Consider the following 23,057-nt stretch of genomic DNA (forward strand, 5'->3'; position numbering starts at 1 on the left):
CCTGCTCAAACCATCGCCAGGGCAGGCAGCATGCTGCCTTGGCGTAATAATTCTTCAAAGGCGGGTGCGGCCAGCGGACGGCTGAACAGATAGCCCTGCATCTGGTTGCAGCCGTGCTGGCGTAGAAAGGCCAGCTGCTGGACCGTTTCCACGCCTTCGGCGATGACGTCCAGGCGCAGGCTGTGCGCCAGCGCGATGATGGCTTGCACGATGGCCGCGTCGTCGTCGCTGTGTGTAAGGTCGCTGACGAAGGACTTGTCGATCTTCAGTACGTCGATGGGGAAGCGGCGCAGGTGCGCCAGGCTGGAATAGCCGGTGCCGAAGTCGTCGATCGACAGCTGCAAACCCAGCGCCTTGAGCTTGCCCATGGTGGCGATCGCCTGTTCCACATCCTGCATCATCATGCTTTCCGTCAATTCCAGCTCGAGGAAACGCGCTTCCAGGCCCGTCACGGCCAATATTTCCCGCACCGATTGCAGCAAGCCGCTTTGCCGGAATTGCCGTGCAGATAAATTGACGGCCAGGCGCAAACCGCCCAGTCCCTCGCGTTGCCAGGCCTTCGCTTGCGCGCACGCCGTGTGCAGCACCCAGGCGCCGATGGGTACGATCAAGCCCATTTCCTCGGCCAGGTGGATGAATTCGGCGGGCGCGACGGCGCCCAGGGTGGGGTGGCGCCAGCGCAGCAGCGCTTCCATGCCCACCACCTTGCCGCTGTCGAGCTCCACCTGCGGCTGGTACACGAGGTGGAACTGGCCACGCTCGAGCGCATGGCGCAACTCGCTTTCCAGATTCAGCCGGGCCAGCATGCTGGCATTCATGGCCGGCGCATAGCTTTGCCAGTGGTTGCGGCCCTGCTCCTTGGCGCGGTACATGGCGATGTCGGCATGCTTGATCAGGGTTTCCGCGCTGTCGCCATCTTCGGGATACGTGGCCACGCCCATGCTGCATGTGAGGAAGAATTCATGGCCGCCCACCAGCAGCGGCTGGGCCACGGCGTCCAGCACGCGCTGCAGGATGAGCTGGCCCGGGTCGCTGTTGGTGTGTTGCGGCAGCAGCAGGACGAATTCGTCGCCGCCCAGGCGCGCCACGGTATCGACTTCGCGCGTGGCGGCGCGCAGGCGGTCGGCGATCAGTTTCAGCAGCGTATCGCCCGCATCGTGGCCCAGGGTGTCGTTGACGAACTTGAAGCGGTCGAGGTCGATGAAGACCACCCACAGGGGCAAGGTGCTGCGGCGCGCTGCGGCCATCGCCTGTTCCAGCCGTTCGCGCAGCAATAAACGGTTGGCCAGGCCCGTGAGGATATCGTGGCGCGACTGGAATTCCAGTTCCTGCTCGAAGCGCATGACGGTGCTGATGTCGTATTGCGCCACGACAAAGTGGCTGACGGGACCATCGCCATCGTCGCGCACGGGGGCGACGAACAGCTCGCTCCAGTAGCTGCTGCCGTCCTTGCGGAAATTGCGCACGATGGCCTTGCCTTCGCGCTGTTCGCTCAAGGCCGCGCTGATGGCATGCATGTCCTGGCGCGCATGCTCGGGCCCCTGCAAGTCTTCCAGGCGCTGGCCGATGACTTCGCCGGCCGCATAGCCGGTGATGCGCTCGAAGGCGGGGTTGACGTATTCGATCAGGTAGCCGGGCGCGTCGGCGCTGCACAGGATGATGGCATTGGCCGACACTTCGATGATGCGTTCGCGCAAGCGCAGCGACTTTTCATTGCGCATGCGCGCCGCGATGTCCTCGGACAGGCGCAAATTGGCAAACTGCAGCGCCGCCGTGCGTTCGCCCGTGATGCGGGCAATCACGGAATTGCGCGACACCAGCTGGTATACATACGCCGTTGCCAGCAGGCTCGACAGCAGTCCGCCCAGCAGCACATACAGCGAACCGCGATGGCTGGCGTCCAGGCCCATGCCTTTGGCCGGCAGCATGGCCGCGCCCAAGGTGTGGCCGCTGGCGTGGTACTGCAGCAGCAGCCGAGCGCTTTCCGCTTCGATCTGACGCGCCGAGGCGTAGCACAGGGCGGTCAGGCACAGCCCGACCGCCAGGGTGATCAGGGCCGAGGTGGAAACGGAAATGGAAATGCGCTTGAAGAATGATTGCATGATGGCGTCCGGTAGCAGCGCCGGCGCCGATCCATGATCCGGCAGCCCTGGCAGTGACTGACTGTAGGGCGGCAAGCGCTGCGGGGTCCGTTCGCTACCGAACGGACAAGCATGCCTGTAAGAAATATACTCGGGTCACTGTGCAGGCGCTGTGTTACGCTGCTGCATATGGCGCCCCTCGTTCGGACGTCTTTCACCTATCTCCCTAGCTGACGACTGGAAACCAGGAAAACTGCCCATGTCGAGTCCGCATGCCCAGCTGCACAACCCGAATCAAAACCATCTGCTCTCCGCCATGCTCGACGCCGATTTCGCGCGCCTGGCTCCCCATCTGGAGCAAGTCTCCATGCTGCTGGGCGACGTGATCTACGACTCGGGTGACAAGCTGCAGCATGTGTATTTCCCCACCACGGCCATCGTTTCCATCCATTACCTGCTGGAAAACGGCGGCTCGTCCGAGATCGCCGGCGTCGGCAACGAGGGCATCGTGGGCGTGTCGCTGTTCATGGGCGGCAACTCGACACCGAGCCGCGCCGTCGTGCAGACAGGCGGCGTCGGCTACCGGCTCAAGGCCCACCTGCTGATGGAGGAGTTCGACCGCGCCGGCCCCGTCATGCGTTTGCTGCTGCGCTATACGCAAGCGCTGATCACGCAGATGTCGCAAACGGCCGTGTGCAACCGCCACCATACTGTGGAACAGCAGCTGTGCCGCTGGCTGCTGCTGACCATGGACCGCCTGCCGAACCGCGAGCTGACCATGACACAGGAGTTGATTGCCAACATGCTGGGCGTGCGCCGCGAAGGCGTGACGGAAGCGGCCGGGCGTTTGCAGACGCGGGGCTTCATCAGCTACCGGCGCGGCCATATCTCCGTGCTCGACCGCGCCGGCCTCGAAGGCCATGTGTGCGAATGCTATGGCGTGGTGAAGAAGGAATTCACGCGCCTGCTGTCGGACGTGCGCCAGCGCCAGGCGCTTTGAACACCGCATCCTCTCTCTTATCGTTGTCACAGCCCGGGCTACCCCATGCAATCTGTTGAAAACACTCCCCCGCGCGCACCGTCGCGCTGGCCCATGGCGCTGGCGTTTTCGTTCAGCGCCATCGTGCTGCTGGCCATCGGCCTGCTGGCCTGGCGCGCGCCGTTCGAGACGGCCTGCGTCATCGACGCGCTGGTCTTCTTGCTGCTGATGCTGCTCGTGGCGCTGTACCGGCGCACCCTGGCGGCCAGCCTGCCGCGCCAGCTGCTCAAGGCGGGCGCCTTGCAGGATGCGATCTTCAACAGTGCCAATTTCTCGTGCATCGCCACCGATGCGCAGGGCGTGATCCAGATTTTCAACGTGGGCGCCGAACGCATGCTCGGTTATGCGGCGAGCGACGTGGTCGACAAACTGACGCCGGCCGGTATTTCCGACGCGCAAGAAATCGTCGCGCGCGCCGCCGCCCTCAGTGCCGAACTCGATACCGTCATCACGCCCGGCGTGGAAGCGCTCGTGTTCAAGGCCACGCGCGGCATCGAAGACATCTATGAACTGACCTACATCCGCAAGGATGGCAGCCGCTTCCCCGCCATCGTCTCCGTGACGGCCTTGCGCGATGCGCAAAGCAAGGTCATCGGCTACCTGCTGATCGGCACGGACAACACGGCGCGCAAGCAGGTCGAAGCGGAACAGGCCTTGCTGGACCAGCGCCTGCAGGAGCAGCAGGCGTATACGCGCTCGCTGGTCGAGACCAACAATGCGGAGTTGAAAAAGGCGCGCCAGGTGGCGGAAAAGGCCAACCGCGCCAAGTCCGAATTCCTGTCGAGCATGAGCCACGAATTGCGCACGCCGCTGAATGCCGTGCTGGGCTTTGCGCAGCTGATGGCCTCCGACGTGCCGCCGCCGAGCCCGCCGCAGCAGCGCTCGATCGAGCAAATTCTCAAGGGTGGCTGGTATCTGCTGCGCCTGATCAATGAAATCCTCGACCTGGCCATGATCGAATCGGGCAAGGTCACCTTGTCGCAGGAAGCCATGTCGCTGCTTGACGTGTTGCAGGATTGCCAGGCGATGATCGCGCCGCAGGCGGAAAAGCGCGGCATCCGCATGCATTTCCCCCGCTGCGGCCAGGCATTCTATGTGCATGCGGACCGCACGCGCGTGAAACAGGTGATGGTCAACCTGCTGTCGAACGCCATCAAGTACAACCAGGGCGGCGGCGCCGTCAGCGTCGAATGCAGCCGGCATGGCGAACGTGTGCGCGTGAGCGTGCGCGACAGCGGCGCCGGACTCGATGCGGGCCAGGTAGCCCAGCTGTTCCAGCCATTTAATCGCCTGGGACAGGAAAACAGCACGGAAGAGGGCACGGGTATCGGCCTCGTCGTCACCAAGCAATTGGTCGAATTGATGGGCGGCACCATCGGCGTCGACAGCACGGTCGGCGTGGGCACCACGTTCTGGTTTGAGCTGGCCGCCAGCAGCGCGCCGGCACTGGTGCTGGGCGACGGCGACGCGCTGCCGCAGGTGCAGGAGCCGCAGGAAAGCCAGCGCACCTTGCTGTACGTGGAAGACAATCCCGCCAACCTGGCGCTGGTCGAGCAATTGATCGCCCGCCGCAGCGATTTGAAATTGCTCACGGCCATCGATGCGCACCTGGGCATCGACCTGGCGCGCACGTATCAGCCGGACGTGATCTTGATGGACATCAACCTGCCCGGCATCAGCGGCTTTGGCGCCCTGCACATCCTGCATGACGACCCGCTCACGAAACATATTCCCGTGATGGCCCTGTCGGCCAACGCCGTGCCGCGCGACATCGAGAAGGGCCTGGAAGCGGGCTTCTTCCGCTACCTGACCAAGCCGATCAAGGTCGTCGAATTCATGGATGCGCTCGATGTGGCCCTGCACCATGCGGCCGCGCACGGCCTGGCCGACGACATTCACGCAGTACGCTAATTCAGCATTTATTTTTAGGAATACCGCCATGCTTCAAGCCACCGAGATTCTGAACGCCAGCATCCTCATCGTCGATGACCAGGAGGCGAACGTCATGCTGCTGGAACAGGTGCTGCGCAATGCCGGCTATACGCGCATCACGTCCACCATGGACCCGCAAGCCGTGCGTGCGCTGCACCAGCAGCACCGCTACGACCTGATCCTGCTCGACTTGCAGATGCCGGAAATGGATGGATTCGAAGTCATGGAAGGCTTGCGCGACATCGAGGCGGGCAGCTATCTGCCCGTGCTGGTGATCACGGCCCAGCCCGGCCACAAGCTGCGCGCGCTGCAGGCGGGCGCCAAGGATTTTGTCAGCAAACCGTTCGACCTGGTGGAAGTCAAGACGCGCATCCACAACATGCTGGAAGTGCGCCTGCTGTACCAGAAGCTGGCCGAATACAACAAGTCGCTGGAACAGATGGTGGAAGACCGCACGGCGGAATTGCGCGAAAGCGAAGCGCGCTTCCAGCGTTTCACGGAACTGTCGTCCGACTGGTACTGGGAACAGGATGCGCAGGGCAACCTGACGCGCTTTTCCGGCCCCGTGGCCGAGATGCTGGGCATCGGCAGCGAGCAAGAGCCGCAGCGCTGGAACGCCGCCGAGCGCGCCTTGCTCGACGCAAAAATTGCCGCGCGCGAACCGTTTCTCGATTTCATCTACAGCCGCGCCAACCTCGACGGCAGCACGCAGTACCTGCAGGTCAGCGGCGAACCGATGTTCGACAATGGCAGCCGCTTCATCGGCTACCGGGGCATCGGCCTCGATGTCACGGAGCGCTTGCGGGGAGCGTGATTTATACTTGCTGCCATCCACATCGACAAGGAAAGCATCATGGCTGACAAATCTCCCTCCTACTGGTTCCCCGCCAAGACCTATGGCTGGGGCTGGGGCTTGCCCATCACGTGGCAGGGCTGGCTGGTGTTCCTGGCCGCGCTGGCGCTGTTCGCCTGCGGCGCCTTCCTGTTCCCGCCGCAAACCATGCTCGTCGGCTACATCGTCTATGAAGTGGCCATCGTTGCCGTGCTCATTTTCATCTGCCAGCTGAAGGGCGAACCGACCAGCTGGCGCTGGGGCAAGAAGAAGTAGAGCGATGTACAAAGACGACACCTGCAAGAAATCATCTGGCCGCGCGGCGTGAACCGCGTATAATTGGCTCGCTGCCGCAAGGCGGCAAACGCTAGGGGTCCTGCCTTTCGCTGTGGAAACACAGTGCAAGCGCGGGTGAGAAATACCCTCCGAACCTGATCTGGATAATGCCAGCGAAGGGAAGCTTTAGGATGAACGCACCCCGCCTTTCCGCGTGCGCGCAGCCGAACCTCCTTAGCTGGCTCCAGGCTTAAAAATAGTCTAGCCAAGGAGCCAAAATGAACGCCAACCCGAAATTCCTCTCCGCCACCGCCACGGTCGACGAAGCCGCCATCGCGCCGCTGCCCAATTCGCGCAAGATCTATGTTGAAGGCAGCCGCCCCGACATCCGCGTGCCCATGCGCGAAATCAGCCAGTCCGACACGGAAGCGTCGTTCGGCGGCGAAAAGAATCCGCCGATCTACGTCTATGACACCTCCGGCCCGTACACGGACCCGGACGTGCAGATCGACATCCGCTCGGGCCTCGACACGCCGCGCCTGCCGTGGATCATGGAACGTGCCGACACGGAAGAATTGCCCGGCCCCACCTCCGACTACGGCATCGCCCGCCTGGCGGACCCGAAGCTGGCCGAGCTGCGTTTCAATCTGCACCGCAAGCCGCGCCGCGCCATCGCCGGCAAGAACGTTACGCAAATGCACTATGCGCGCCAGGGCATCATCACGCCGGAAATGGAATTCGTCGCCATCCGCGAAAACATGCGCCGCCAGGAATATCTGCGTGAACTGAAAGCTTCCGGCCCCATGGGCGAACGCCTGGCCGACCTGATGGGCCGCCAGCACCCGGGCCAGTCCTTCGGCGCCAGCATTCCCGCCGAAATTACGCCGGAATTCGTGCGCGAGGAAATCGCCCGCGGCCGCGCCATCATTCCCGCCAACATCAACCACCCGGAAGTCGAACCGATGATCATCGGCCGCAATTTCCTCGTGAAAATCAACGCGAATATCGGCAATTCGGCCGTCACTTCGTCGATCGGCGAGGAAGTGGAAAAGATGACCTGGGCCATCCGCTGGGGCGGCGACAACGTGATGGACTTATCCACCGGCAAGCATATCCACGAGACACGCGAATGGATCGTGCGCAACAGCCCCGTGCCGATCGGCACCGTGCCCATCTACCAGGCGCTGGAAAAGGTCAACGGCAAGGCCGAGGATCTGACGTGGGAGATCTTCCGCGACACCCTCATTGAACAGGCGGAGCAGGGCGTCGACTACTTCACCATCCACGCGGGCGTGCTGCTGCGCTATGTGCCGATGACGGCCAAGCGCTTGACGGGCATCGTCTCGCGCGGCGGCTCCATCATGGCGAAATGGTGCCTGGCGCACCACCAGGAATCGTTCCTGTACACGCATTTCGAAGAGATTTGCGAAATCATGAAGGCGTACGACGTGTCGTTCTCGCTGGGCGACGGCTTGCGCCCGGGCTCCATCTACGACGCCAACGACGAGGCGCAGCTGGGCGAACTGAAAACCCTGGGCGAGCTGACGCAAGTCGCGTGGAAGCACGACGTGCAAGTGATGATCGAAGGCCCGGGCCACGTGCCGATGCAGCTGATCAAGGAAAACATGGACTTGCAGCTGGAGCAGTGCGGCGAAGCGCCGTTCTATACGCTGGGGCCGCTGACGACGGACATCGCGCCAGGCTACGACCACATCACGTCCGGCATCGGCGCGGCCATGATCGGCTGGTATGGCACGGCCATGCTGTGCTACGTGACACCGAAGGAACATCTGGGCCTGCCCAACAAGGCGGACGTCAAGGATGGCATTATTACCTACAAGATTGCGGCGCACGCGGCCGACCTGGCCAAGGGCCATCCGGGCGCGCAGATCCGCGACAACGCGCTGTCGAAAGCCCGCTTCGAATTCCGCTGGGACGACCAGTTCAACATTGGCCTGGACCCGGACAAGGCGCGCGAATTCCACGATGAAACCTTGCCCAAGGATTCGGCCAAGGTGGCGCATTTCTGCTCCATGTGCGGCCCGCATTTCTGTTCGATGAAGATCACGCAGGAAGTGCGCGAATACGCGGCCGGCATGGGCATCGCGGAAGACAAGGCGCTCAAGCAAGGCATGGAAATCAAGGCCATCGAATTCATCAAGAACGGCGCCGAGCTGTACCGCAAGGTCTGAGGGAGAGCGTGATGCCTGCATTCATCAACATCATGCTCAACGGCGCGCCGCACCAGGTGCCGCCGGGGCAAACCCTGGACCAATTGATCGCCGCGCTGTCGCTGGAAAACCAGGCGCTGGCGCTGGCCGTCAACCGCAATGTCGTGCCGCGCAAGGCGTGGCCGGGACAGGTTTTGCAAACCCAGGATCAAGTGGAAATTGTACGCGCCATCGGCGGCGGCTGAACTAAGGAAAAAGCAATGAACAGTAATAACAACGACCTGCTGAGCATCGCAGGAAAACAGTATCCATCGCGCTTGCTGGTCGGTAGCGGCAAGTACAAGGATTTGCCGCAGACGCGCGAAGCGACGGATGCGGCCGAGGCGCAGATCATCACGGTGGCCATCCGGCGCGTGAATATCGGGCAGGATCCGAACGCGCCCAGCCTGCTCGACTTCGTGCCGCCGGACCAGTACACGATTTTGCCGAACACGGCCGGCTGCTACAACGCCAAGGACGCCGTCTACACCCTGCAACTGGCGCGGGAACTCTTGGGCGGGCGCAATCTGGTGAAACTCGAAGTGCTCGGTGACGAAAAGACCCTGTTCCCGCACATGCCGGAAACGTTGATCGCGGCCGAAGCGCTGGTCAAGGATGGTTTTGACGTGATGGTCTACTGTAGCGACGACCCGATCCAGGCGAAGATTCTGGAAGATATCGGCTGCGTGGCCGTCATGCCGCTCGCGTCCCTGATCGGCTCGGGCATGGGCATCTTGAATCCGTGGAACTTGTCGCTGATCATCGAGCAGGCGAAAGTGCCCGTGCTCGTCGATGCCGGCGTGGGCACGGCATCGGATGCGGCCATCGCCATGGAACTCGGTTGCGATGGCGTGCTGATGAATACGGCCATTGCCGGTGCGCGCGACCCCGTGCGCATGGCCCACGCGATGAAGCTGGCCGTGCGGGCCGGGCGCGAAGCGTTCCTGGCGGGACGCATGCCGCGTAAATTTGCCGCGTCGCCGTCGTCGCCGATGGCGGGCCGCCTGGCGTGACGGTGCCGATGCGCCACACTGTGCTCGTGTTCGCCGGCGCCGATCCGTCGGGCGGCGCCGGCATCGCCGCCGATATCGTGGCGATTGCGGCGCAGGGCGCGCATGCCTTGCCCGCCATCACGGCGCTGACGGTGCAGGACAACGACAGGGTCTTCGGTGTCGAGCCGGTGGCGCCGGAATTGCTGCGCCGGCAGGCACAGGCGCTGATCGACAAGATGGCGATTCATGCCGTGAAGATCGGCATTCCCGGCAGCGCCGCGAATGCGGCCGTCATCGCGCAACTGATCGCGCAATTGCGGCTGATTCGGCCGGACTTGCCTGTCGTGCTCGATCCCGTGCTGGCCAGCGGCCATGGCGACGTGCTCAGCCGGGACGATGCCGTGCTGGCGCTGGCGCCCTTGCTGCCGGTGACGACCGTGATCGTACCGAACGGGCCGGAAGCGCTGGCCCTCGGTGGCGCAGACAATTTACTTGCGCAAGGCTGCCGGAACGTGCTGGTGACGGGCGGCCATGGCGAAGGCGAGGTGATCGTCAACCGCTGGTTTGACGCCGATGGCAGGGAGCACGCGTGGCGCTGGCCGCGCTTGCCCGGAGAATTTCACGGCAGCGGCTGCACCCTGGCCTCGGCCATCGCGGCGCGCCTGGCGCAAGGCATGCCGATGCAAGAGGCGCTCGATGGCGCGCAACGCTATTGCCATGCGGCCCTGGCCGGCGCCTATGCGATTGCGCCAGGCCAACTGATGCCGCAACGATTCATTCAATAAGGAAAATATCATGCGTGGACTGTATCTGGTCACCCCGAACTGGGACGACACCGACCGCCTGCTCGACGTGAGCGAGCAAGCCTTGCAGGAGGGCGTGGCCTTGCTGCAATACCGCCACAAGAGCGCGGAAGCGGATCAGCGGCGTGAGCAGGCGGGCGCCTTGCTGGCCCTGGCCCGCAAGTATGGCGTGTCTTTCATCATCAACGATTTTATCGAACTGTGCGAAGAGCTCGACGCGGATGGCGTGCACGTGGGCGGCACGGATGCGTCCGTCGCGCAGGTACGTGCGCGCCTGGGCAAGGACAAGATCGTCGGTGCCTCGTGCTATGGCGACATGGCCTTGGCACGGACGGCTGAGGCGGGTGGCGCCAGCTACGTGGCTTTCGGCGGCTTTTACCCATCGCTGGTGAAAAAGTACCCGGTGACGACGCCGCTCGACATCGTGCTGCAGGCGAAACGCGAGATTGCCTTGCCTTGCGTGGTGATCGGCGGCATGACGCCGGAGAACGCCGCGCCGCTGGCCGCGCGAGGTGCCGACATGGTGGCGGCCATCACTAGCGTCTACCAGGCGGACGATGTGGATATTGCGGTGCAGCAATTCAATCACTTGTTTGCGGCGTGAGCATCGACGTGCAGGGCTGGTTTGGGGCAATAATCGGCATATAATAAGAACATCATTCATTACCGAGGTCCCCCACCCATGAGCCAGCCAGCCGCCGCGAAACGCCTTATCCTGATCGTTGACGATGACCAGCTCCTGTTGGAATTCCTCGGCGAAGTCCTGCGCCATGCCGGCTACGAAACAGCCCTGGCCCATTCGGCCGAAGTGGCGCTGCAGCTGATCGCCCAGCGCGAGCCGGACCTGGCCTTGCTCGACATCCACATGCCGGGCATGTCAGGCCTGGAACTGGCCAAGCGCCTGCATGGCGAAACGGCCGTGCCGTTCATGTTCCTGTCCGGCAGCGGCGACAGCGAATCGGGCAAGCAGGCGGCCGCCTACGGCGCCGTCGGTTACGTGGTGAAACCCGTCGATGAAGGCCGCTTGATGCCCGCGTTTGAAGCGGGCCTGGCGCGTGCCGATGAAATCCGCCAGCTGCGCCGCACCGAGCTGAACCTGAACGCGGCGCTGGCCGCCGGCCGCGAAACGAGCCTGGCCGTGGGTTTGCTGATGGGCAAGTTCCAGACGGACCGCAACACGGCTTTCGAAGTGCTGCGCGACCACGCCCGCTCCAGCCGCCGCAAGATCAATGAAATCGCCAGCCAGCTGCTGCTGGCCGAGGAAACCCTGAACGGCTTGCACGGCGCCTTTTTGAACCGCGCGAAAACCAAGTAAGCGTTTTCCTGGCGCCTGCTTTGCTATGATGTGGCGATACGGCGCGCTGGCGCGCCCGGTTCAACCATACACAGCACACACCACAGGACACACATGAAAACCAAAGCAGCGATTGCATGGAAGGCGGGCGCGCCTTTGACCATCGAGGAAGTCGACCTGGCCGGCCCGCGCGAGGGCGAAGTACTGGTCGAGATCAAGGCCACGGGCATTTGCCATACCGATTACTACACCTTGTCGGGCGCCGATCCGGAAGGCATCTTCCCGTCCATCCTCGGCCATGAAGGCGCCGGCATCGTCGTCGACGTGGGCCCGGGCGTGAAAAGCCTGAAAAAGGATGACCACGTCATTCCCCTGTACACGCCGGAATGCCGCCAGTGTAAATTCTGCCTGTCGCAAAAAACCAACTTGTGTCAGTCGATCCGCTCGACCCAGGGCCGCGGCCTGATGCCGGATGCCACCTCGCGCTTTTCCATCGACGGCAAGCCCATCTTCCATTACATGGGCACGTCCACCTTCTCGAATTACATCGTCGTGCCGGAAATCGCCCTGGCGAAGATCCGCGAAGACGCGCCGTTCGACAAGGTCTGCTACATCGGCTGCGGCGTGACGACGGGCGTGGGCGCCGTGCTGTTCACGGCCAAGGTCGAGGCGGGCGCCAATGTGGTGGTGTTCGGCCTGGGCGGCATCGGCCTGAACGTGATCCAGGCAGCCAAGATGGTCGGTGCCGACAAGATCATCGGCGTGGACATCAACCCGGCGCGCCAGGAAATCGCGCGCAAGTTCGGCATGACGCATTTCGTCAACGCCAACGAGGTGGAAAACGTGGTCGACACCATCGTGCAGCTGACGGACGGCGGCGCCGACTATTCGTTTGAATGCATCGGCAACACCACCACCATGCGCCAGTCGCTCGAGTGCTGCCACAAGGGCTGGGGCCAGTCCATCATCATCGGCGTGGCGGCGGCCGGCCAGGAAATTTCCACCCGTCCATTCCAGCTGGTGACGGGACGCGTGTGGAAAGGTTCCGCCTTCGGTGGCGCACGGGGACGCACGGACGTGCCGAAGATCGTCGACTGGTATATGGAAGGCAAGCTCAACATCGACGATTTGATCACGCACCGCCTGAAGCTCGAGGACATCAACCAGGGCTTCGACCTGATGAAGAGCGGTGAATCGATCCGCTCCGTCGTGCTGTACTAATACATTACGCCGTACCACGGCGTTTTTGCGGAGGCTGCGGCCTCCGTTTTTTTGCCCGGCGTTCCATCCATCGTCCGTGTCTGCCATCCAGGCCGGTCTTTTTGCAGCCTGTCGCACCGCGCTGGAGCCGTGCTCCATCCGCCGCTAAAGTCAATGCTCCACTACTTTTGCGACGAGGCAGCCATGTCCACTTCCCACCGTTTGATCCTCAGCCTGGCCGGTATCCTGCTTGGCGGCAGTGCGCTGGCCGTGCAGCCGCCGCAGCCGCCCGCGCCGCCTGCCCCGCCGGCCGCACCCAGCGTGCAGGTCAGCCGTTCGCTTGACAAGGACGAAAGCTATGCGCTCGTCGATGGCGCCACGGATAGCGAGGGCGTCATCGTCGTCGACAGCGATATTCACTCGCAGCAGGTGGAAAAGCTCAAGCGCTCGATCAAGGGGCCGTTCCTGTGGTTCCGCGACCAGGGGCAGGCCTACGTGCTGCAGGATGCGGCCTTGCTGGGCAAGGTGCGCGCGGCATGGCAGCCTTCGAAACAGATCGGCAAGGAGATGAGCGCGCTCGGCGATCAAATGGGCGCGCATGGCAAGGCCATGGGCGAAATGGGCCGCAAGATGGGTGCCCGCAGTCTGGAAAAAGGCAGCGCGCGCGAGTCGGAACAGCTGCGCGCGCTGGGCCGCCAGCAGCAGGATCTGGGCCGCAAGCTTGGTGACGCCTCGCGCCGCCAGGCGCTGGCGGCGAGCGATACGGCGCGCCGCGCGGCCGAGCGCGACGTGGAACGCCTGCAGCAGCAGATGGAAGATGCGCAGGAAGAGATGGAAGAGATCAACGACCGCATCGCCGACGTGCACGAGCGCGAGGCCGAGAAAGTGGAGCAGATGTCGCGCCAGATGGAGCAGCGCAGCAAGCCGATGGAAGCGCTGGGCAAGCAAATGGGTGACCTGGGCCGCCAGCAGGAAAAAGTCGTCAAGATCGCCGACAAGACCACGCGCCAGGTGATCGCCCAGGCGCTCAGCGAAGGCAAGGCGAAGCTGGTGCGTTAGCCTCTATGCCAGGTGGCGGCCACGGCGCGGTATTGCGCCGGCAGCTGCTCCCTGGCCTCATTCTCGCTGGCATACACGTCATCCTGCACCGTTTCCCACTGCGCGTCGCAGCTGAAACGGTAGACGCGCGCTTCGTCTGCGTAGCGGCACACGGCCAGGCCGTGGATGGCGATGGGGGCGCCGCCCTGCTCATTGGTGACGTGGCCGAAGGGCAGGCCGGACCAGGCCCAGGCCAGTACGCGGGCGCCGTCGAGGTGGGTCGGTGGTGTCATGGGATGCAGGCTGAGGTGTCGGGATGGCGATTGTAGCGCGCGTGGGTAAAATGCCGCGACCGCTGGACAAATGCACAGTATTTTTAGCCATGCCGGTATAATCACGGGATGCAAAATCTTCTTCACAACCTCAATCCCGAACAATTGGCTGCCGTCACCTTGCCGGCGCAACATGCGCTGATCCTGGCCGGCGCCGGTTCGGGCAAGACCCGCGTGCTGACCACCCGCATCGCGTGGCTGATCCAGACCCAGCAGGTATCGCCACCCGGCATCCTGGCCGTGACGTTTACCAATAAAGCCGCCAAGGAAATGCTCACGCGCCTGTCGGCCATGCTGCCGATCAATACGCGCGGCATGTGGATCGGCACCTTCCACGGTCTGTGCAACCGCCTGCTGCGCACGCATTACCGCGACGCGGCCTTGCCGCAAACCTTCCAGATCCTCGATTCTCAGGATCAATTGTCGGTGATCAAGCGCTTGTTGAAGGCAAACAACATCGATGATGAGAAATTCCCGCCGAAGACGGTGATGTATTTCATCAACAACGCCAAAGACCAGGGCTTGCGCGCCACGGACGTGGAAGCGTACGACGCGCACGAGCGCAAGATGGTCGAGCTGTATCAGCTGTACGACGACCAGTGCCAGCGCGAAGGCGTCGTCGATTTTGCCGAATTGCTGCTGCGCACGTATGAATTGCTGAGCCGCAACCAACCGTTGCGCGAACATTACCAGGCCCGTTTCCGCCATATTCTGGTGGACGAGTTCCAGGATACGAATAACCTGCAATACAACTGGCTCAAATTGCTGGCCGGCCACGGCAGCCGCGATGGCGGCGCCCTGTTTGCCGTCGGCGACGATGACCAGAGCATCTACGCGTTCCGCGGCGCCAACGTGGGTAATATGAGCGCCTTCGAGCACGAGTTCCAGGTGAAGAACTTGATCAAGCTTGAGCAGAACTACCGCTCGCACGGCCACATCCTCGACAGTGCCAACGTGCTGATCGCGAACAACAGCAAGCGCCTGGGCAAGAATCTGCGCACGGACGCGGGCCACGGCGAGCAGGTGCGCGTGTATGAAGCCAGTTCCGACTTGCAGGAAGCGCAGTGGATCATCGAAGAGGCAAAAAGCCTGATCGCCGATGGCGCTTCGCGCAGCGAAATCGCGATTTTGTACCGTTCGAACGCGCAGTCGCGCGTGATCGAACATGCGCTGTTTTCGGCCGCGATTCCGTATCACGTGTATGGCGGCCAGCGCTACTTCCAGCGCGCCGAGGTCAAGCACGCGATTGCCTATTTGCAATTGATGGACAATCCGCACAACGATTCGGCCTTCTTGCGCGTGGTCAATTTCCCCACGCGCGGCATCGGCATGCGCTCGATCGAGCAATTGCAGGCCGCCTCGGAACAGTACGGCATTTCGCTGTATGCGTCCGTGCCATACGTGGCTGGCAAGGCGGGCAGCGTGCTGGCCGGCTTCGTCAAGCTGATCGAAGGCGTGCGTTTCGAAACGCAGCAGTTATCTCTGCCGGAAATGGTCAGAGTGGTGCTCGAGGCGAGTACCTTGCTCCAGCATTACCAGAATGAAAAGGAAGGCGCCGACCGCATCGAGAATCTGGAGCAGATGGTCAGCGCGGCCAGCCAGTTCATTTCCGAGGAAGGTTTCGGCCAGGGCGCACCGGCCCATCTGGGCCCTGCCGCCCAGGCGCAGTCGGGCGCGCCCGTCGTGAACCAGGATGGCATCGAAATCCTCGACGCGGACGCGCCGCTGCCGGCCGTGATGTCGCCGCTGTCCGCCTTCCTGTCGCACGCGTCGCTGGAAGCGGGCGATAACCAGGCGCAGGCGGGCCAGGATGCGCTGCAGATGATGACGGTGCATTCGGCCAAGGGCCTGGAATTCGACAATGTGTTCATTACCGGCCTGGAAGAGGGCTTGTTCCCGCACGAAAGCAGCTCGAAGGAAGACAATGGCGTGGAAGAGGAACGCCGGCTGATGTACGTGGCCATCACGCGCGCGCGCAAGCGGCTGTACATGAGCTTTTCGCAGACGCGCATGCTGCACGGCCAGACGCGCTACAACATGAAGTCGCGCTTCTTCGACGAATTGCCGGAAGAATCGCTGAAATGGCTGTCGCCGAAAGTGCAGGCGAACTGGTTCGGCAACCGCAAGTCGGCCTGGGATGAGGCACCGCGCGTGGTCAGCCTCGGTTCGGATAATGCGATTGCACAAAAGATCGCGCAAAAAGCCGCGGGCGGCGGCTGGCGCATCGGCGAATCCGTGGCGCACGCCAAGTTCGGCGAAGGCGTGATCGTCAATATCGAAGGCGGCGGCGGCAATGCGCGCGCGCAAATCAACTTTGGACAGCACGGCATGAAGGTGCTGGATTTGGGGATTGCGAAGCTGGAGCGGCTGTGAAGGTCATCCGGCACCACTGCGGGGGCTAACAATGTTGTCCGATTACGCGTGGCCTTCGGCCCCGCTAATCCGACCTACCAGGAAGATACTCTGACCGGTCGCGTAGGTCGGATTAGCGAAGCGTAATCCGACACCATTGTTGGCCTCGCCGCGTCGGATTACGCGGCGTGCCGCCGCTAATCCGACCTACGCTGTGGCATTGCGAGGCATTCGGAAAATAAAAAAAGGGCAGCCTGCGCAGGCTGCCCCTTTTTACATCTGGCCCGCGATCACTCGCCGGTCTTGTCCAGCGACACCGTCTTGCTGTCATCGACGGGCAGGCCGAAGATCTGGCGGTAGGCGGCGTAGAACGAGCAATGCATGATGATGGTGAGTATCATCGACAGCGGCATCATCAGTTGCATCATCAGCTGCGTGCGGCCAAAGATGACGGCCAGTAACTGGCTGGTGACGATGCTGATGGCAAACCAGGTGGCGGCGAAGACGATGAAGGCCGACAGCGAACGCCAGACGGCGAAAAAGCTGAAGAACAGCGCCTTGCCCAGGCTGACCTGTTTCCAGTAGATCAACGGTGCGGCAAAGCAGAAGGCCATGGCGGCCGGCACGTACAGCACGATGGCCAGCAGGATGCCGAGGCCCAGGCGCGATTCGGGGATGGCGGCGCGCGCCGCTTCTTCCGTCAGTTGCCCGGTGACCAGTTTCCACAGCAAGCCATCGTCCACCAGGGTCGAGGCGCCGATGGCAACGATGGCCATCAGGATGTACAGCACGCCCAGGCCGAACAGGGAAGGAAAAGCAGGTTTGCGGAAGCCCGAGATCAGCAGGCTGGGCAGGACGCGCTTGCCCTGGTCGATATTCAGGCAGCCTTGCACGAAGGCGACGGAAAACACGGGGACCAGGATGACGGGCAGCAATTGGCCGAGCACGGGCACGATGCTGACGGCCAGCATGCAGAACATATAGCCGAGAAACAACATCGACATGCCGCCAGGTTGCTTGCGAAACAGGCCAAAGCCTTGTTTCACCCATTGCCAACCTGTACTTGCAGGTAATTTTTCCATATTTAAAACAGTTCCGGAGCAGGTGTGGCGATACGTTCGCGCAGAATGCGTTCGAAATGCGTGGGATCGTGCGGGGTCAGCATTTCCGCTTCGCGCGGCTGGTAATAATCGTACAGGCGCGACAGCCAGAAGCGCAGCGCGGCGGCGCGCAGCATCGGTTGCCATGCCGTTTGTTCTTCGTGCGTAAACGGGCGCACGGCCTGGTAGGCGTCGAGCAGGGCGCGCACTCTTTCGGTATCGAGCACGCCCGTGGCCAGGTCCACGCACCAGTCGTTGACGGTGACGGCCACGTCGAACAGCCACGTGTCGCAGCCGGCAAAGTAAAAGTCAAAAAAGCCTGTCAGTTGTTCGCCGTCAAACATGACGTTGTTGCGGAACAAGTCGGCATGCACGGGGCCGCGCGGGATGGCTTTATAGGTATCGCAGGCGGCAAAGGCATCCTGGAAATGGATTTCCGCGCGCAGCAAGTGCGCTTTGGCATCGTCGAGGTGGTGCAAGACCAGCGGCGTGGTGACGTTCCACCAGTCCAGTCCCCGCAAATTCGGCTGTTGCAGGGGGAAATCCTGCGCCGCCAGGTGCATCTTGGCCAGCATGGCGCCCACGGCCGCGCAATGCACGGCCTGCGGCGCCATCTGCGAGCTGCCGTCGAGTTTGCTGACGATGGCGGCCGGCTTGCCTTGCAGGGCCGTCACCAGTTCGCCGTCCGCATTGGCGATCGGCGCCGGCACCAGCACGCCCCGGTCCGCCAAATGGCGCATCAGTTGCAGATAGAACGGCAATTGCTCGAAGCTGAGGTTTTCAAAGATCGTCAGCACGTACTCGCCGCGCTCCGTGCTCAGGAAGAAATTGCTGTTTTCGATGCCGGATGCGATGCCCTTGAGCGCCAGAGGTTTGCCGAGTGGAAACTGCGTGATCCACTGGTCGATATCGTCCAGGTGTAGCGCGGTAAAAACTGCCATGGGAAAGAGGGGAATGGTCTAAAAGGTCAAAAAAAGCCGGCTGCCCCGCAGATGGCCGGGGCAGGGCAGAAGAGAGTGGCTGCTTACTTCGCTGGTGCGGGCGGTGCTGGCGCGTCCGCTGCCTCTTCGTCGCGTTGTTTCTGTTTCTTCTTGCCCAGGTCGAATTCCAGCACTTTCCATTGCGGGCCGCGCAGGGCGCCGTTGTGGGCCTGGTCGCCGCCGGCGGCCGGCTTCATGTAATAGGTGCTGCCGCCGCTCGTGACTTTCACTTCGCTGGTGACGCCCGCTTCGCGTTTTTCGGTAATTTGCTGCTTGGCGGCCGCTGGCGCCACGGTGATCGGTGCTTCGCCCATTTCCTCGATACGTTCGAGCTGGGGTGGCGCGTCGCTCGGTTTGGCCGGCGTCTGGGCGCTGGCAATGGCTGAACATGCCAGCAGGGGCAGGGCGAGGAATGTCCAGAGTGTCGATGTACGCATCATGATGGGTTCGCTTCCATGTGTGGGGCTGCAGCGCGTGCAGTGGTGTAATGCCGTCAATTTATCTATAAGGCATTGTAACAAACTGGTAGGTAATGCTGTTTAAATGTGCCGAAATGGCTGGCGACGGCAGCCCGCGCGCCCGCACGGGGCCGCCAGCTTGCTAAAAACGCCAGGAACGGCACGCGTTGCGGCCGGTGGCGCGGCCTTAAACTCTGCGATAATTGTGCGATATTCCGCCCGTCCGCCGCTGTTTCTTCCCGGCTGGCGCGGTTCACCTTATTTTATTGGCATTATGCAAAACACCCTGCTGTTAGTCGACGGATCCAGTTACCTTTATCGTGCCTTCCATGCGCTGCCCGACCTGCGCAGCCCGGACGGCTATCCCACGGGCGCCATGCACGGCATGGTCAACATGCTGCGCCGTTTGCGCGCCGACTACCCGGCCGCCTACATCGCCTGCGTGTTCGATGCTAAAGGGAAAACTTTCCGCGACGACATGTATCCCGAGTACAAGGCCACGCGCGCTTCGATGCCGGACGACCTGCGCTTGCAGATCGAACCGATCCACGAAGCCGTGCGCGCCATGGGCTGGCCGATTTTGATGGTCGACGGCGTGGAAGCGGACGACGTGATCGGTACCCTGGCCGTGCAGGCGGCAGCCGCCGGCATGAACGTGGTGGTGTCGACTGGCGACAAGGATCTGGCGCAGCTGGTCAACAGCCAGGTGACCCTGATCAATACCATGAGTAATGAAAAGCTCGACGAAGCGGCCGTGCTGGTCAAATTCGGCGTGCCGCCCAACCGCATCATCGATTATCTGTCGCTGATCGGCGATACGGTCGACAACGTGCCCGGCGTATCGAAATGCGGCCCGAAGACGGCCGTCAAATGGCTGACCTTGTACGACAGCCTGGAAGGCGTGATGGAAAACGCGGCCAGTGTGGGCGGCGCCGTGGGCGAAAACCTGCGCACGGCCCTGCCATGGCTGCCGCAGGCGCGCGCCTTGATCACCGTCAAGACCGATTGCGATTTGTCCGGGCACATGACGACGATCGCCGACTCGCTGGTGGCGAAACACGAAGACAAGGAAGCGCTGCTGGCCTTTTTCAACCGCTACGGTTTCAAGGCGCTGCTGCGTGAACTGGGCGCCACGCCGCCGCCGATGTCTCCCGTTGGCGCACCGACAGTTGCCGGTGCCACCATCGCGAATACGACGGGCGACATGTTCGCCGATGCCGCGCCAGCAGTCGAGGCCGTGTATGAAACCGTGCTGACGGATGAGCAGCTCGACAAATGGATCGCGCTGATCGATGCGGCGCCCTTGACGGCTGTCGACACGGAAACCACGTCGCTGGAACCGATGACGGCGCAGATGGTCGGTATTTCCCTGTCGGTGGCGGAGCACGCCGCCTGTTACATCCCGCTGGCCCACGACTATGCAGGCGCGCCGGAACAGTTGACGCGCGAGCACGTGCTGGCGAAATTGCGCCCGTGGCTGGAAGATGCAAACAAGCCCAAGCTGGGCCAGAACCTCAAGTATGACAGCCACATCTTCGCCAACCACGGCGTGACCTTGCGCGGCATCGCCCACGATACTTTGCTCGAATCGTATGTGTTCGAATCGCACAAGAAGCACGACATGGACAGCCTGGCCCTGCGCCACCTGAACTACACGACGATCCCGTTCGAGGACGTGTGCGGCAAGGGCGCCAAGCAGATCACCTTCAACCAGGTGGAAGTGGAGCAGGCGGCGAAATACGCGGCCGAAGATGCCGACGTCACCTTGCGTTTGCACAATGCCATGTGGGGCAACGTGGCGGGTGATGACAAGCTGACCTTCATCTATGAAAAGATCGAGATGCCGACGGCCGTGGTCTTGCAAAAGATCGAGCGCAACGGCGTGCTGATCGATGACGAACTGCTCAACATCCAGTCGGCCGAGCTGGCCGTGAAAATCCTCGAGCTGGAAAAGAAGGCGTATGAACTGGCCGAGCAGCCGTTCAACCTCGGTTCGCCCAAGCAGATCGGCGAAATCTTCTTTGAAAAGCTGAAGCTGCCGGTCGTGAAGAAAACCCCGACGGGCGCGCCGTCGACGGACGAGGAAGTGCTGCAAAAGCTGGCCGAGGATTATCCCTTGCCCAAAGTGCTGCTCGAATACCGCGGCATGGCCAAGCTGAAGTCGACCTACACGGATAAATTGCCGAAGATGATCAACGTCACCACGGGCAGGGTGCATACGAACTATGCGCAAGCCGTGGCCGTGACGGGGCGATTGGCGTCGAACGACCCGAACCTGCAGAATATTCCCATCCGCAGCGCGGAAGGGCGCCGCATCCGCGAAGCCTTCATTGCGCCGCCCGGCAGCCACATCGTCTCGGCCGACTATTCGCAGATCGAATTGCGCATCATGGCGCATATCTCTGGCGACGAAGCCATGTTGCGCGCGTTTGCCGACGGCATCGACATTCACCGCGCCACGGCTGCCGAGATCTTTGGCGTGCCTGCCGCGGAAGTGCAAAGCGAGCAGCGCCGCTACGCCAAGGTCATCAACTTCGGCCTGATCTACGGCATGAGCGCGTTCGGCCTGGCCGGTAACCTGGGCGTGGACCGCACGGCCGCACAAAGCTATATCGACCGCTACTTCGCCCGTTTTTCCGGCGTGAAACAGTACATGGAAGACACGCGCCAGCAAGCGAAGGCGCGCGGCTACGTGGAAACCGTGTTCGGCCGCCGTTTATGGCTGCCGGAAATCAACTCGCCTAACGGCCCGCGCCGCCAGGGCGCCGAACGGGCGGCGATCAACGCGCCGATGCAGGGCACGGCCGCCGACCTGATCAAGCTGGCCATGATCGCCGTGCAAGGCTGGCTGGAAACGGACAACTTGCAGACGAAGATGATCATGCAGGTGCACGATGAACTGGTGCTGGAAGTGCCGGACGCCGAGCTCGAGCTGGTCAAGCGCAAGCTGCCGGAACTGATGGCCAGCGTGGCCGCGCTGAAGGTGCCGCTGACGGCGGAAGTGGGCGTCGGTAAAAATTGGGACGAAGCGCATTAACAATGTGACATAGCAGCAATGACCGTAGGTCGGCTTAGCGCGCAGCGCGTAAGCCGACATTTTTTGTCAACACATCTTTCAGGAGAAACGCATGAGCGACATGATCACCGATTGTGAAAGTTTGCTGGGCCAGAGCAGCTTGTCCGGGCCGGACGGCCGCCGTGGTTTCCTGAAGGTGGCGCTGGGCACGGGCTTTGCCGTGGCCGTGCTGCCCGTGGCGGCGCAAAACGTCATCAAGACGGATTCCGCCGGGCTCGTCACGGGCAGCATGTCGGTGATGGTCGACGGCCAGGCCGTGCCCGTGTACGCGGCCCAGCCGGAGGGTAAAACGGGTTTGCCCGTGGTACTGGTCATTTCGGAAATCTTTGGCGTGCATGAACATATCGCCGACATGGCGCGCCGTTTCGCCAAGCAGGGCTACCTGGCGCTGGCGCCCGATTTGTTCGTGCGCCAGGGCGATCCCACCAAGGTGGGCAGCATCCCGGAGTTGATGAAAGGCATTATCGCCAAGACGCCGGACGCGCAGGTGATGGCGGACCTCGATGCGGTGGTGGCGTGGGCGAAACAGAATGGCGGCGACACGAGCCGACTGGGCATTACGGGTTTCTGCTGGGGCGGGCGCATCACGTGGCTGTATGCGGCGCACAATCCGGCAGTCAAGGCGGGTGTGGCCTGGTATGGCCGCCTGGTGGGCGAGCCCACTCCCTTGCAGCCGAGCAACCCCATCGATATTGCCGCCACCTTGAAGGTCCCCGTGCTGGGCTTGTATGGCGGCAAGGACACGGGCATCAGCCAGGAATCGATCGCGAAGATGAAGGACGCGCTGGCCAAGGGCGGCAACAAATCGGAGTTTGTCGTGTATCCCGATGCGGGCCACGCCTTCAATGCCGATTACCGCCCCAGCTATGTGGCGGCCGATGCGAAGGACGGCTATGCGCGTTGTTTAGCCTGGTTCAAGACACACGGCGTGGCGTGACGACGCAACAGAAAAACACCGCATTTCCTAGAAGTTAACGCGAAAGGCGCACCGGGCTGTAAAATGCCCGCTGCGCGCCAATGCAGTACAATTGCATCTTCATCGCGCGACGCTGCCGCCAAACG

General features: G+C 62.5%; 20 protein-coding genes and 1 riboswitch. Of the genes, 15 read left to right on the top strand and 5 right to left on the bottom strand.

Annotated elements, in window-relative coordinates; all coding sequences use genetic code 11:
• Positions 1-5: 5 nt before the first annotated feature.
• Positions 6-2,102 (bottom strand): putative bifunctional diguanylate cyclase/phosphodiesterase, encoded by a 2,097-nt coding sequence (locus IGS55_RS25040; RefSeq protein ID WP_230518326.1) that lies wholly within the window; start codon positions 2,100-2,102, stop codon positions 6-8.
• A gap of 238 nt (positions 2,103-2,340) precedes the next feature.
• On the opposite strand from IGS55_RS25040, the gene IGS55_RS25045 reads away from it, so the two are divergent.
• The 12 genes from IGS55_RS25045 to IGS55_RS25100 all read left to right on the top strand — a co-directional run bounded on the left by IGS55_RS25045 (position 2,341) and on the right by IGS55_RS25100 (position 13,718).
• Positions 2,341-3,081, top strand: a complete 741-nt coding sequence (locus IGS55_RS25045; protein ID WP_230518325.1) for a Crp/Fnr family transcriptional regulator — start codon at positions 2,341-2,343, stop codon at positions 3,079-3,081.
• Between the two features lie 45 nt (positions 3,082-3,126).
• Complete coding sequence (locus IGS55_RS25050; RefSeq protein ID WP_230518324.1) at positions 3,127-5,031, top strand: PAS domain-containing hybrid sensor histidine kinase/response regulator; 1,905 nt, start codon at positions 3,127-3,129, stop codon at positions 5,029-5,031.
• Between the two features lie 28 nt (positions 5,032-5,059).
• Complete coding sequence (locus tag IGS55_RS25055) at positions 5,060-5,866, top strand: response regulator (RefSeq protein ID WP_230518323.1); 807 nt, start codon at positions 5,060-5,062, stop codon at positions 5,864-5,866.
• Between the two features lie 39 nt (positions 5,867-5,905).
• The gene (locus IGS55_RS25060) at positions 5,906-6,160 is read left to right on the top strand and encodes a hypothetical protein (RefSeq protein ID WP_034784794.1); all 255 of its coding nucleotides are present in this window, start codon (positions 5,906-5,908) and stop codon (positions 6,158-6,160) included.
• Positions 6,161-6,243: 83 nt separating this feature from the next.
• A riboswitch (TPP riboswitch) is annotated at positions 6,244-6,359 on the top strand.
• Between the two features lie 79 nt (positions 6,360-6,438).
• Positions 6,439-8,352 (top strand): phosphomethylpyrimidine synthase ThiC, encoded by a 1,914-nt coding sequence (thiC, locus tag IGS55_RS25065; RefSeq protein ID WP_230518322.1) that lies wholly within the window; start codon positions 6,439-6,441, stop codon positions 8,350-8,352.
• Positions 8,353-8,363: 11 nt separating this feature from the next.
• The gene (thiS, locus tag IGS55_RS25070) at positions 8,364-8,576 is read left to right on the top strand and encodes a sulfur carrier protein ThiS (protein WP_230518321.1); all 213 of its coding nucleotides are present in this window, start codon (positions 8,364-8,366) and stop codon (positions 8,574-8,576) included.
• A gap of 15 nt (positions 8,577-8,591) precedes the next feature.
• The gene (locus IGS55_RS25075) at positions 8,592-9,383 is read left to right on the top strand and encodes a thiazole synthase (protein ID WP_230518320.1); all 792 of its coding nucleotides are present in this window, start codon (positions 8,592-8,594) and stop codon (positions 9,381-9,383) included.
• An 8-nt stretch (positions 9,384-9,391) separates the two neighbouring features.
• Positions 9,392-10,147 carry a hydroxymethylpyrimidine/phosphomethylpyrimidine kinase gene (locus tag IGS55_RS25080; RefSeq protein ID WP_230518319.1) on the top strand — a complete coding sequence of 252 codons (756 nt, stop codon included), beginning with the start codon at positions 9,392-9,394 and terminating at the stop codon, positions 10,145-10,147.
• 10 nt (positions 10,148-10,157) lie between these two features.
• Entirely contained in the window at positions 10,158-10,769 is a 612-nt protein-coding gene (gene thiE / locus IGS55_RS25085) for a thiamine phosphate synthase (RefSeq protein WP_230518318.1), read from the top strand.
• 78 nt (positions 10,770-10,847) lie between these two features.
• Positions 10,848-11,480, top strand: coding sequence for an ANTAR domain-containing response regulator (locus IGS55_RS25090; protein ID WP_034749164.1), 633 nt, complete (start codon positions 10,848-10,850; stop codon positions 11,478-11,480).
• 93 nt (positions 11,481-11,573) lie between these two features.
• Positions 11,574-12,680: an S-(hydroxymethyl)glutathione dehydrogenase/class III alcohol dehydrogenase gene (locus tag IGS55_RS25095; RefSeq protein WP_230518317.1), complete on the top strand. Its 1,107-nt coding sequence runs from the start codon at positions 11,574-11,576 to the stop codon at positions 12,678-12,680.
• Positions 12,681-12,863: 183 nt separating this feature from the next.
• Positions 12,864-13,718: a hypothetical protein gene (locus IGS55_RS25100; protein ID WP_230518316.1), complete on the top strand. Its 855-nt coding sequence runs from the start codon at positions 12,864-12,866 to the stop codon at positions 13,716-13,718.
• On the opposite strand, the gene IGS55_RS25105 is transcribed toward IGS55_RS25100, so the two are convergent.
• The gene (locus IGS55_RS25105; RefSeq protein WP_230518315.1) at positions 13,715-13,990 is read right to left on the bottom strand and encodes a hypothetical protein; all 276 of its coding nucleotides are present in this window, start codon (positions 13,988-13,990) and stop codon (positions 13,715-13,717) included. The genes IGS55_RS25100 and IGS55_RS25105 overlap by 4 nt on opposite strands.
• Positions 13,991-14,098: 108 nt before the next feature.
• Here IGS55_RS25105 and IGS55_RS25110 point away from each other — a divergent pair, with 108 nt between their 5' ends.
• On the top strand, positions 14,099-16,402 hold the full coding sequence (locus IGS55_RS25110; RefSeq protein ID WP_230518314.1) for a UvrD-helicase domain-containing protein: 2,304 nt from the start codon (positions 14,099-14,101) through the stop codon (positions 16,400-16,402).
• 269 nt (positions 16,403-16,671) lie between these two features.
• Here IGS55_RS25110 and IGS55_RS25115 read toward each other — a convergent pair whose 3' ends face one another.
• From IGS55_RS25115 to IGS55_RS25125, 3 genes are all read right to left on the bottom strand, one after another.
• On the bottom strand, positions 16,672-17,463 hold the full coding sequence (locus IGS55_RS25115) for a BPSS1780 family membrane protein (RefSeq protein ID WP_128141291.1): 792 nt from the start codon (positions 17,461-17,463) through the stop codon (positions 16,672-16,674).
• A gap of 2 nt (positions 17,464-17,465) precedes the next feature.
• Entirely contained in the window at positions 17,466-18,422 is a 957-nt protein-coding gene (locus IGS55_RS25120) for a homoserine kinase (RefSeq protein ID WP_230518313.1), read from the bottom strand.
• An 83-nt stretch (positions 18,423-18,505) separates the two neighbouring features.
• Entirely contained in the window at positions 18,506-18,901 is a 396-nt protein-coding gene (locus IGS55_RS25125; protein WP_046683428.1) for a hypothetical protein, read from the bottom strand.
• A gap of 292 nt (positions 18,902-19,193) precedes the next feature.
• On the opposite strand from IGS55_RS25125, the gene polA reads away from it, so the two are divergent.
• Positions 19,194-21,956, top strand: coding sequence for a DNA polymerase I (polA, locus tag IGS55_RS25130; protein WP_230518312.1), 2,763 nt, complete (start codon positions 19,194-19,196; stop codon positions 21,954-21,956).
• A gap of 91 nt (positions 21,957-22,047) precedes the next feature.
• Positions 22,048-22,932, top strand: a complete 885-nt coding sequence (locus tag IGS55_RS25135) for a dienelactone hydrolase family protein (protein ID WP_230518311.1) — start codon at positions 22,048-22,050, stop codon at positions 22,930-22,932.
• Positions 22,933-23,057: the final 125 nt, after the last annotated feature.

Source organism: Janthinobacterium sp. EB271-G4-3-2, from assembly GCF_020858035.1.
Classification (GTDB): Bacteria; Pseudomonadota; Gammaproteobacteria; order Burkholderiales; family Burkholderiaceae_D; genus Janthinobacterium; species Janthinobacterium aestuarii.

What these genes read in the sequence shown, in the direction of transcription:
- IGS55_RS25100 (WP_230518316.1), top strand. Translation starts at nt 12,864, where the DNA reads ATGTCCACTTCCCACCGTTTGATCCTCAGCCTGGCCGGTATCCTGCTT.
- IGS55_RS25050 (WP_230518324.1), top strand. Translation starts at nt 3,127, where the DNA reads ATGCAATCTGTTGAAAACACTCCCCCGCGCGCACCGTCGCGCTGGCCC.
- IGS55_RS25040 (WP_230518326.1), bottom strand. Translation starts at nt 2,102, where the DNA reads ATGCAATCATTCTTCAAGCGCATTTCCATTTCCGTTTCCACCTCGGCC.
- IGS55_RS25055 (WP_230518323.1), top strand. Translation starts at nt 5,060, where the DNA reads ATGCTTCAAGCCACCGAGATTCTGAACGCCAGCATCCTCATCGTCGAT.
- IGS55_RS25095 (WP_230518317.1), top strand. Translation starts at nt 11,574, where the DNA reads ATGAAAACCAAAGCAGCGATTGCATGGAAGGCGGGCGCGCCTTTGACC.
- polA (WP_230518312.1), top strand. Translation starts at nt 19,194, where the DNA reads ATGCAAAACACCCTGCTGTTAGTCGACGGATCCAGTTACCTTTATCGT.
- thiS (WP_230518321.1), top strand. Translation starts at nt 8,364, where the DNA reads ATGCCTGCATTCATCAACATCATGCTCAACGGCGCGCCGCACCAGGTG.
- IGS55_RS25090 (WP_034749164.1), top strand. Translation starts at nt 10,848, where the DNA reads ATGAGCCAGCCAGCCGCCGCGAAACGCCTTATCCTGATCGTTGACGAT.
- thiE (WP_230518318.1), top strand. Translation starts at nt 10,158, where the DNA reads ATGCGTGGACTGTATCTGGTCACCCCGAACTGGGACGACACCGACCGC.
- IGS55_RS25105 (WP_230518315.1), bottom strand. Translation starts at nt 13,990, where the DNA reads ATGACACCACCGACCCACCTCGACGGCGCCCGCGTACTGGCCTGGGCC.
- IGS55_RS25060 (WP_034784794.1), top strand. Translation starts at nt 5,906, where the DNA reads ATGGCTGACAAATCTCCCTCCTACTGGTTCCCCGCCAAGACCTATGGC.
- thiC (WP_230518322.1), top strand. Translation starts at nt 6,439, where the DNA reads ATGAACGCCAACCCGAAATTCCTCTCCGCCACCGCCACGGTCGACGAA.
- IGS55_RS25080 (WP_230518319.1), top strand. Translation starts at nt 9,392, where the DNA reads ATGCGCCACACTGTGCTCGTGTTCGCCGGCGCCGATCCGTCGGGCGGC.
- IGS55_RS25075 (WP_230518320.1), top strand. Translation starts at nt 8,592, where the DNA reads ATGAACAGTAATAACAACGACCTGCTGAGCATCGCAGGAAAACAGTAT.
- IGS55_RS25125 (WP_046683428.1), bottom strand. Translation starts at nt 18,901, where the DNA reads ATGATGCGTACATCGACACTCTGGACATTCCTCGCCCTGCCCCTGCTG.
- IGS55_RS25110 (WP_230518314.1), top strand. Translation starts at nt 14,099, where the DNA reads ATGCAAAATCTTCTTCACAACCTCAATCCCGAACAATTGGCTGCCGTC.
- IGS55_RS25045 (WP_230518325.1), top strand. Translation starts at nt 2,341, where the DNA reads ATGTCGAGTCCGCATGCCCAGCTGCACAACCCGAATCAAAACCATCTG.
- IGS55_RS25135 (WP_230518311.1), top strand. Translation starts at nt 22,048, where the DNA reads ATGAGCGACATGATCACCGATTGTGAAAGTTTGCTGGGCCAGAGCAGC.
- IGS55_RS25115 (WP_128141291.1), bottom strand. Translation starts at nt 17,463, where the DNA reads ATGGAAAAATTACCTGCAAGTACAGGTTGGCAATGGGTGAAACAAGGC.
- IGS55_RS25120 (WP_230518313.1), bottom strand. Translation starts at nt 18,422, where the DNA reads ATGGCAGTTTTTACCGCGCTACACCTGGACGATATCGACCAGTGGATC.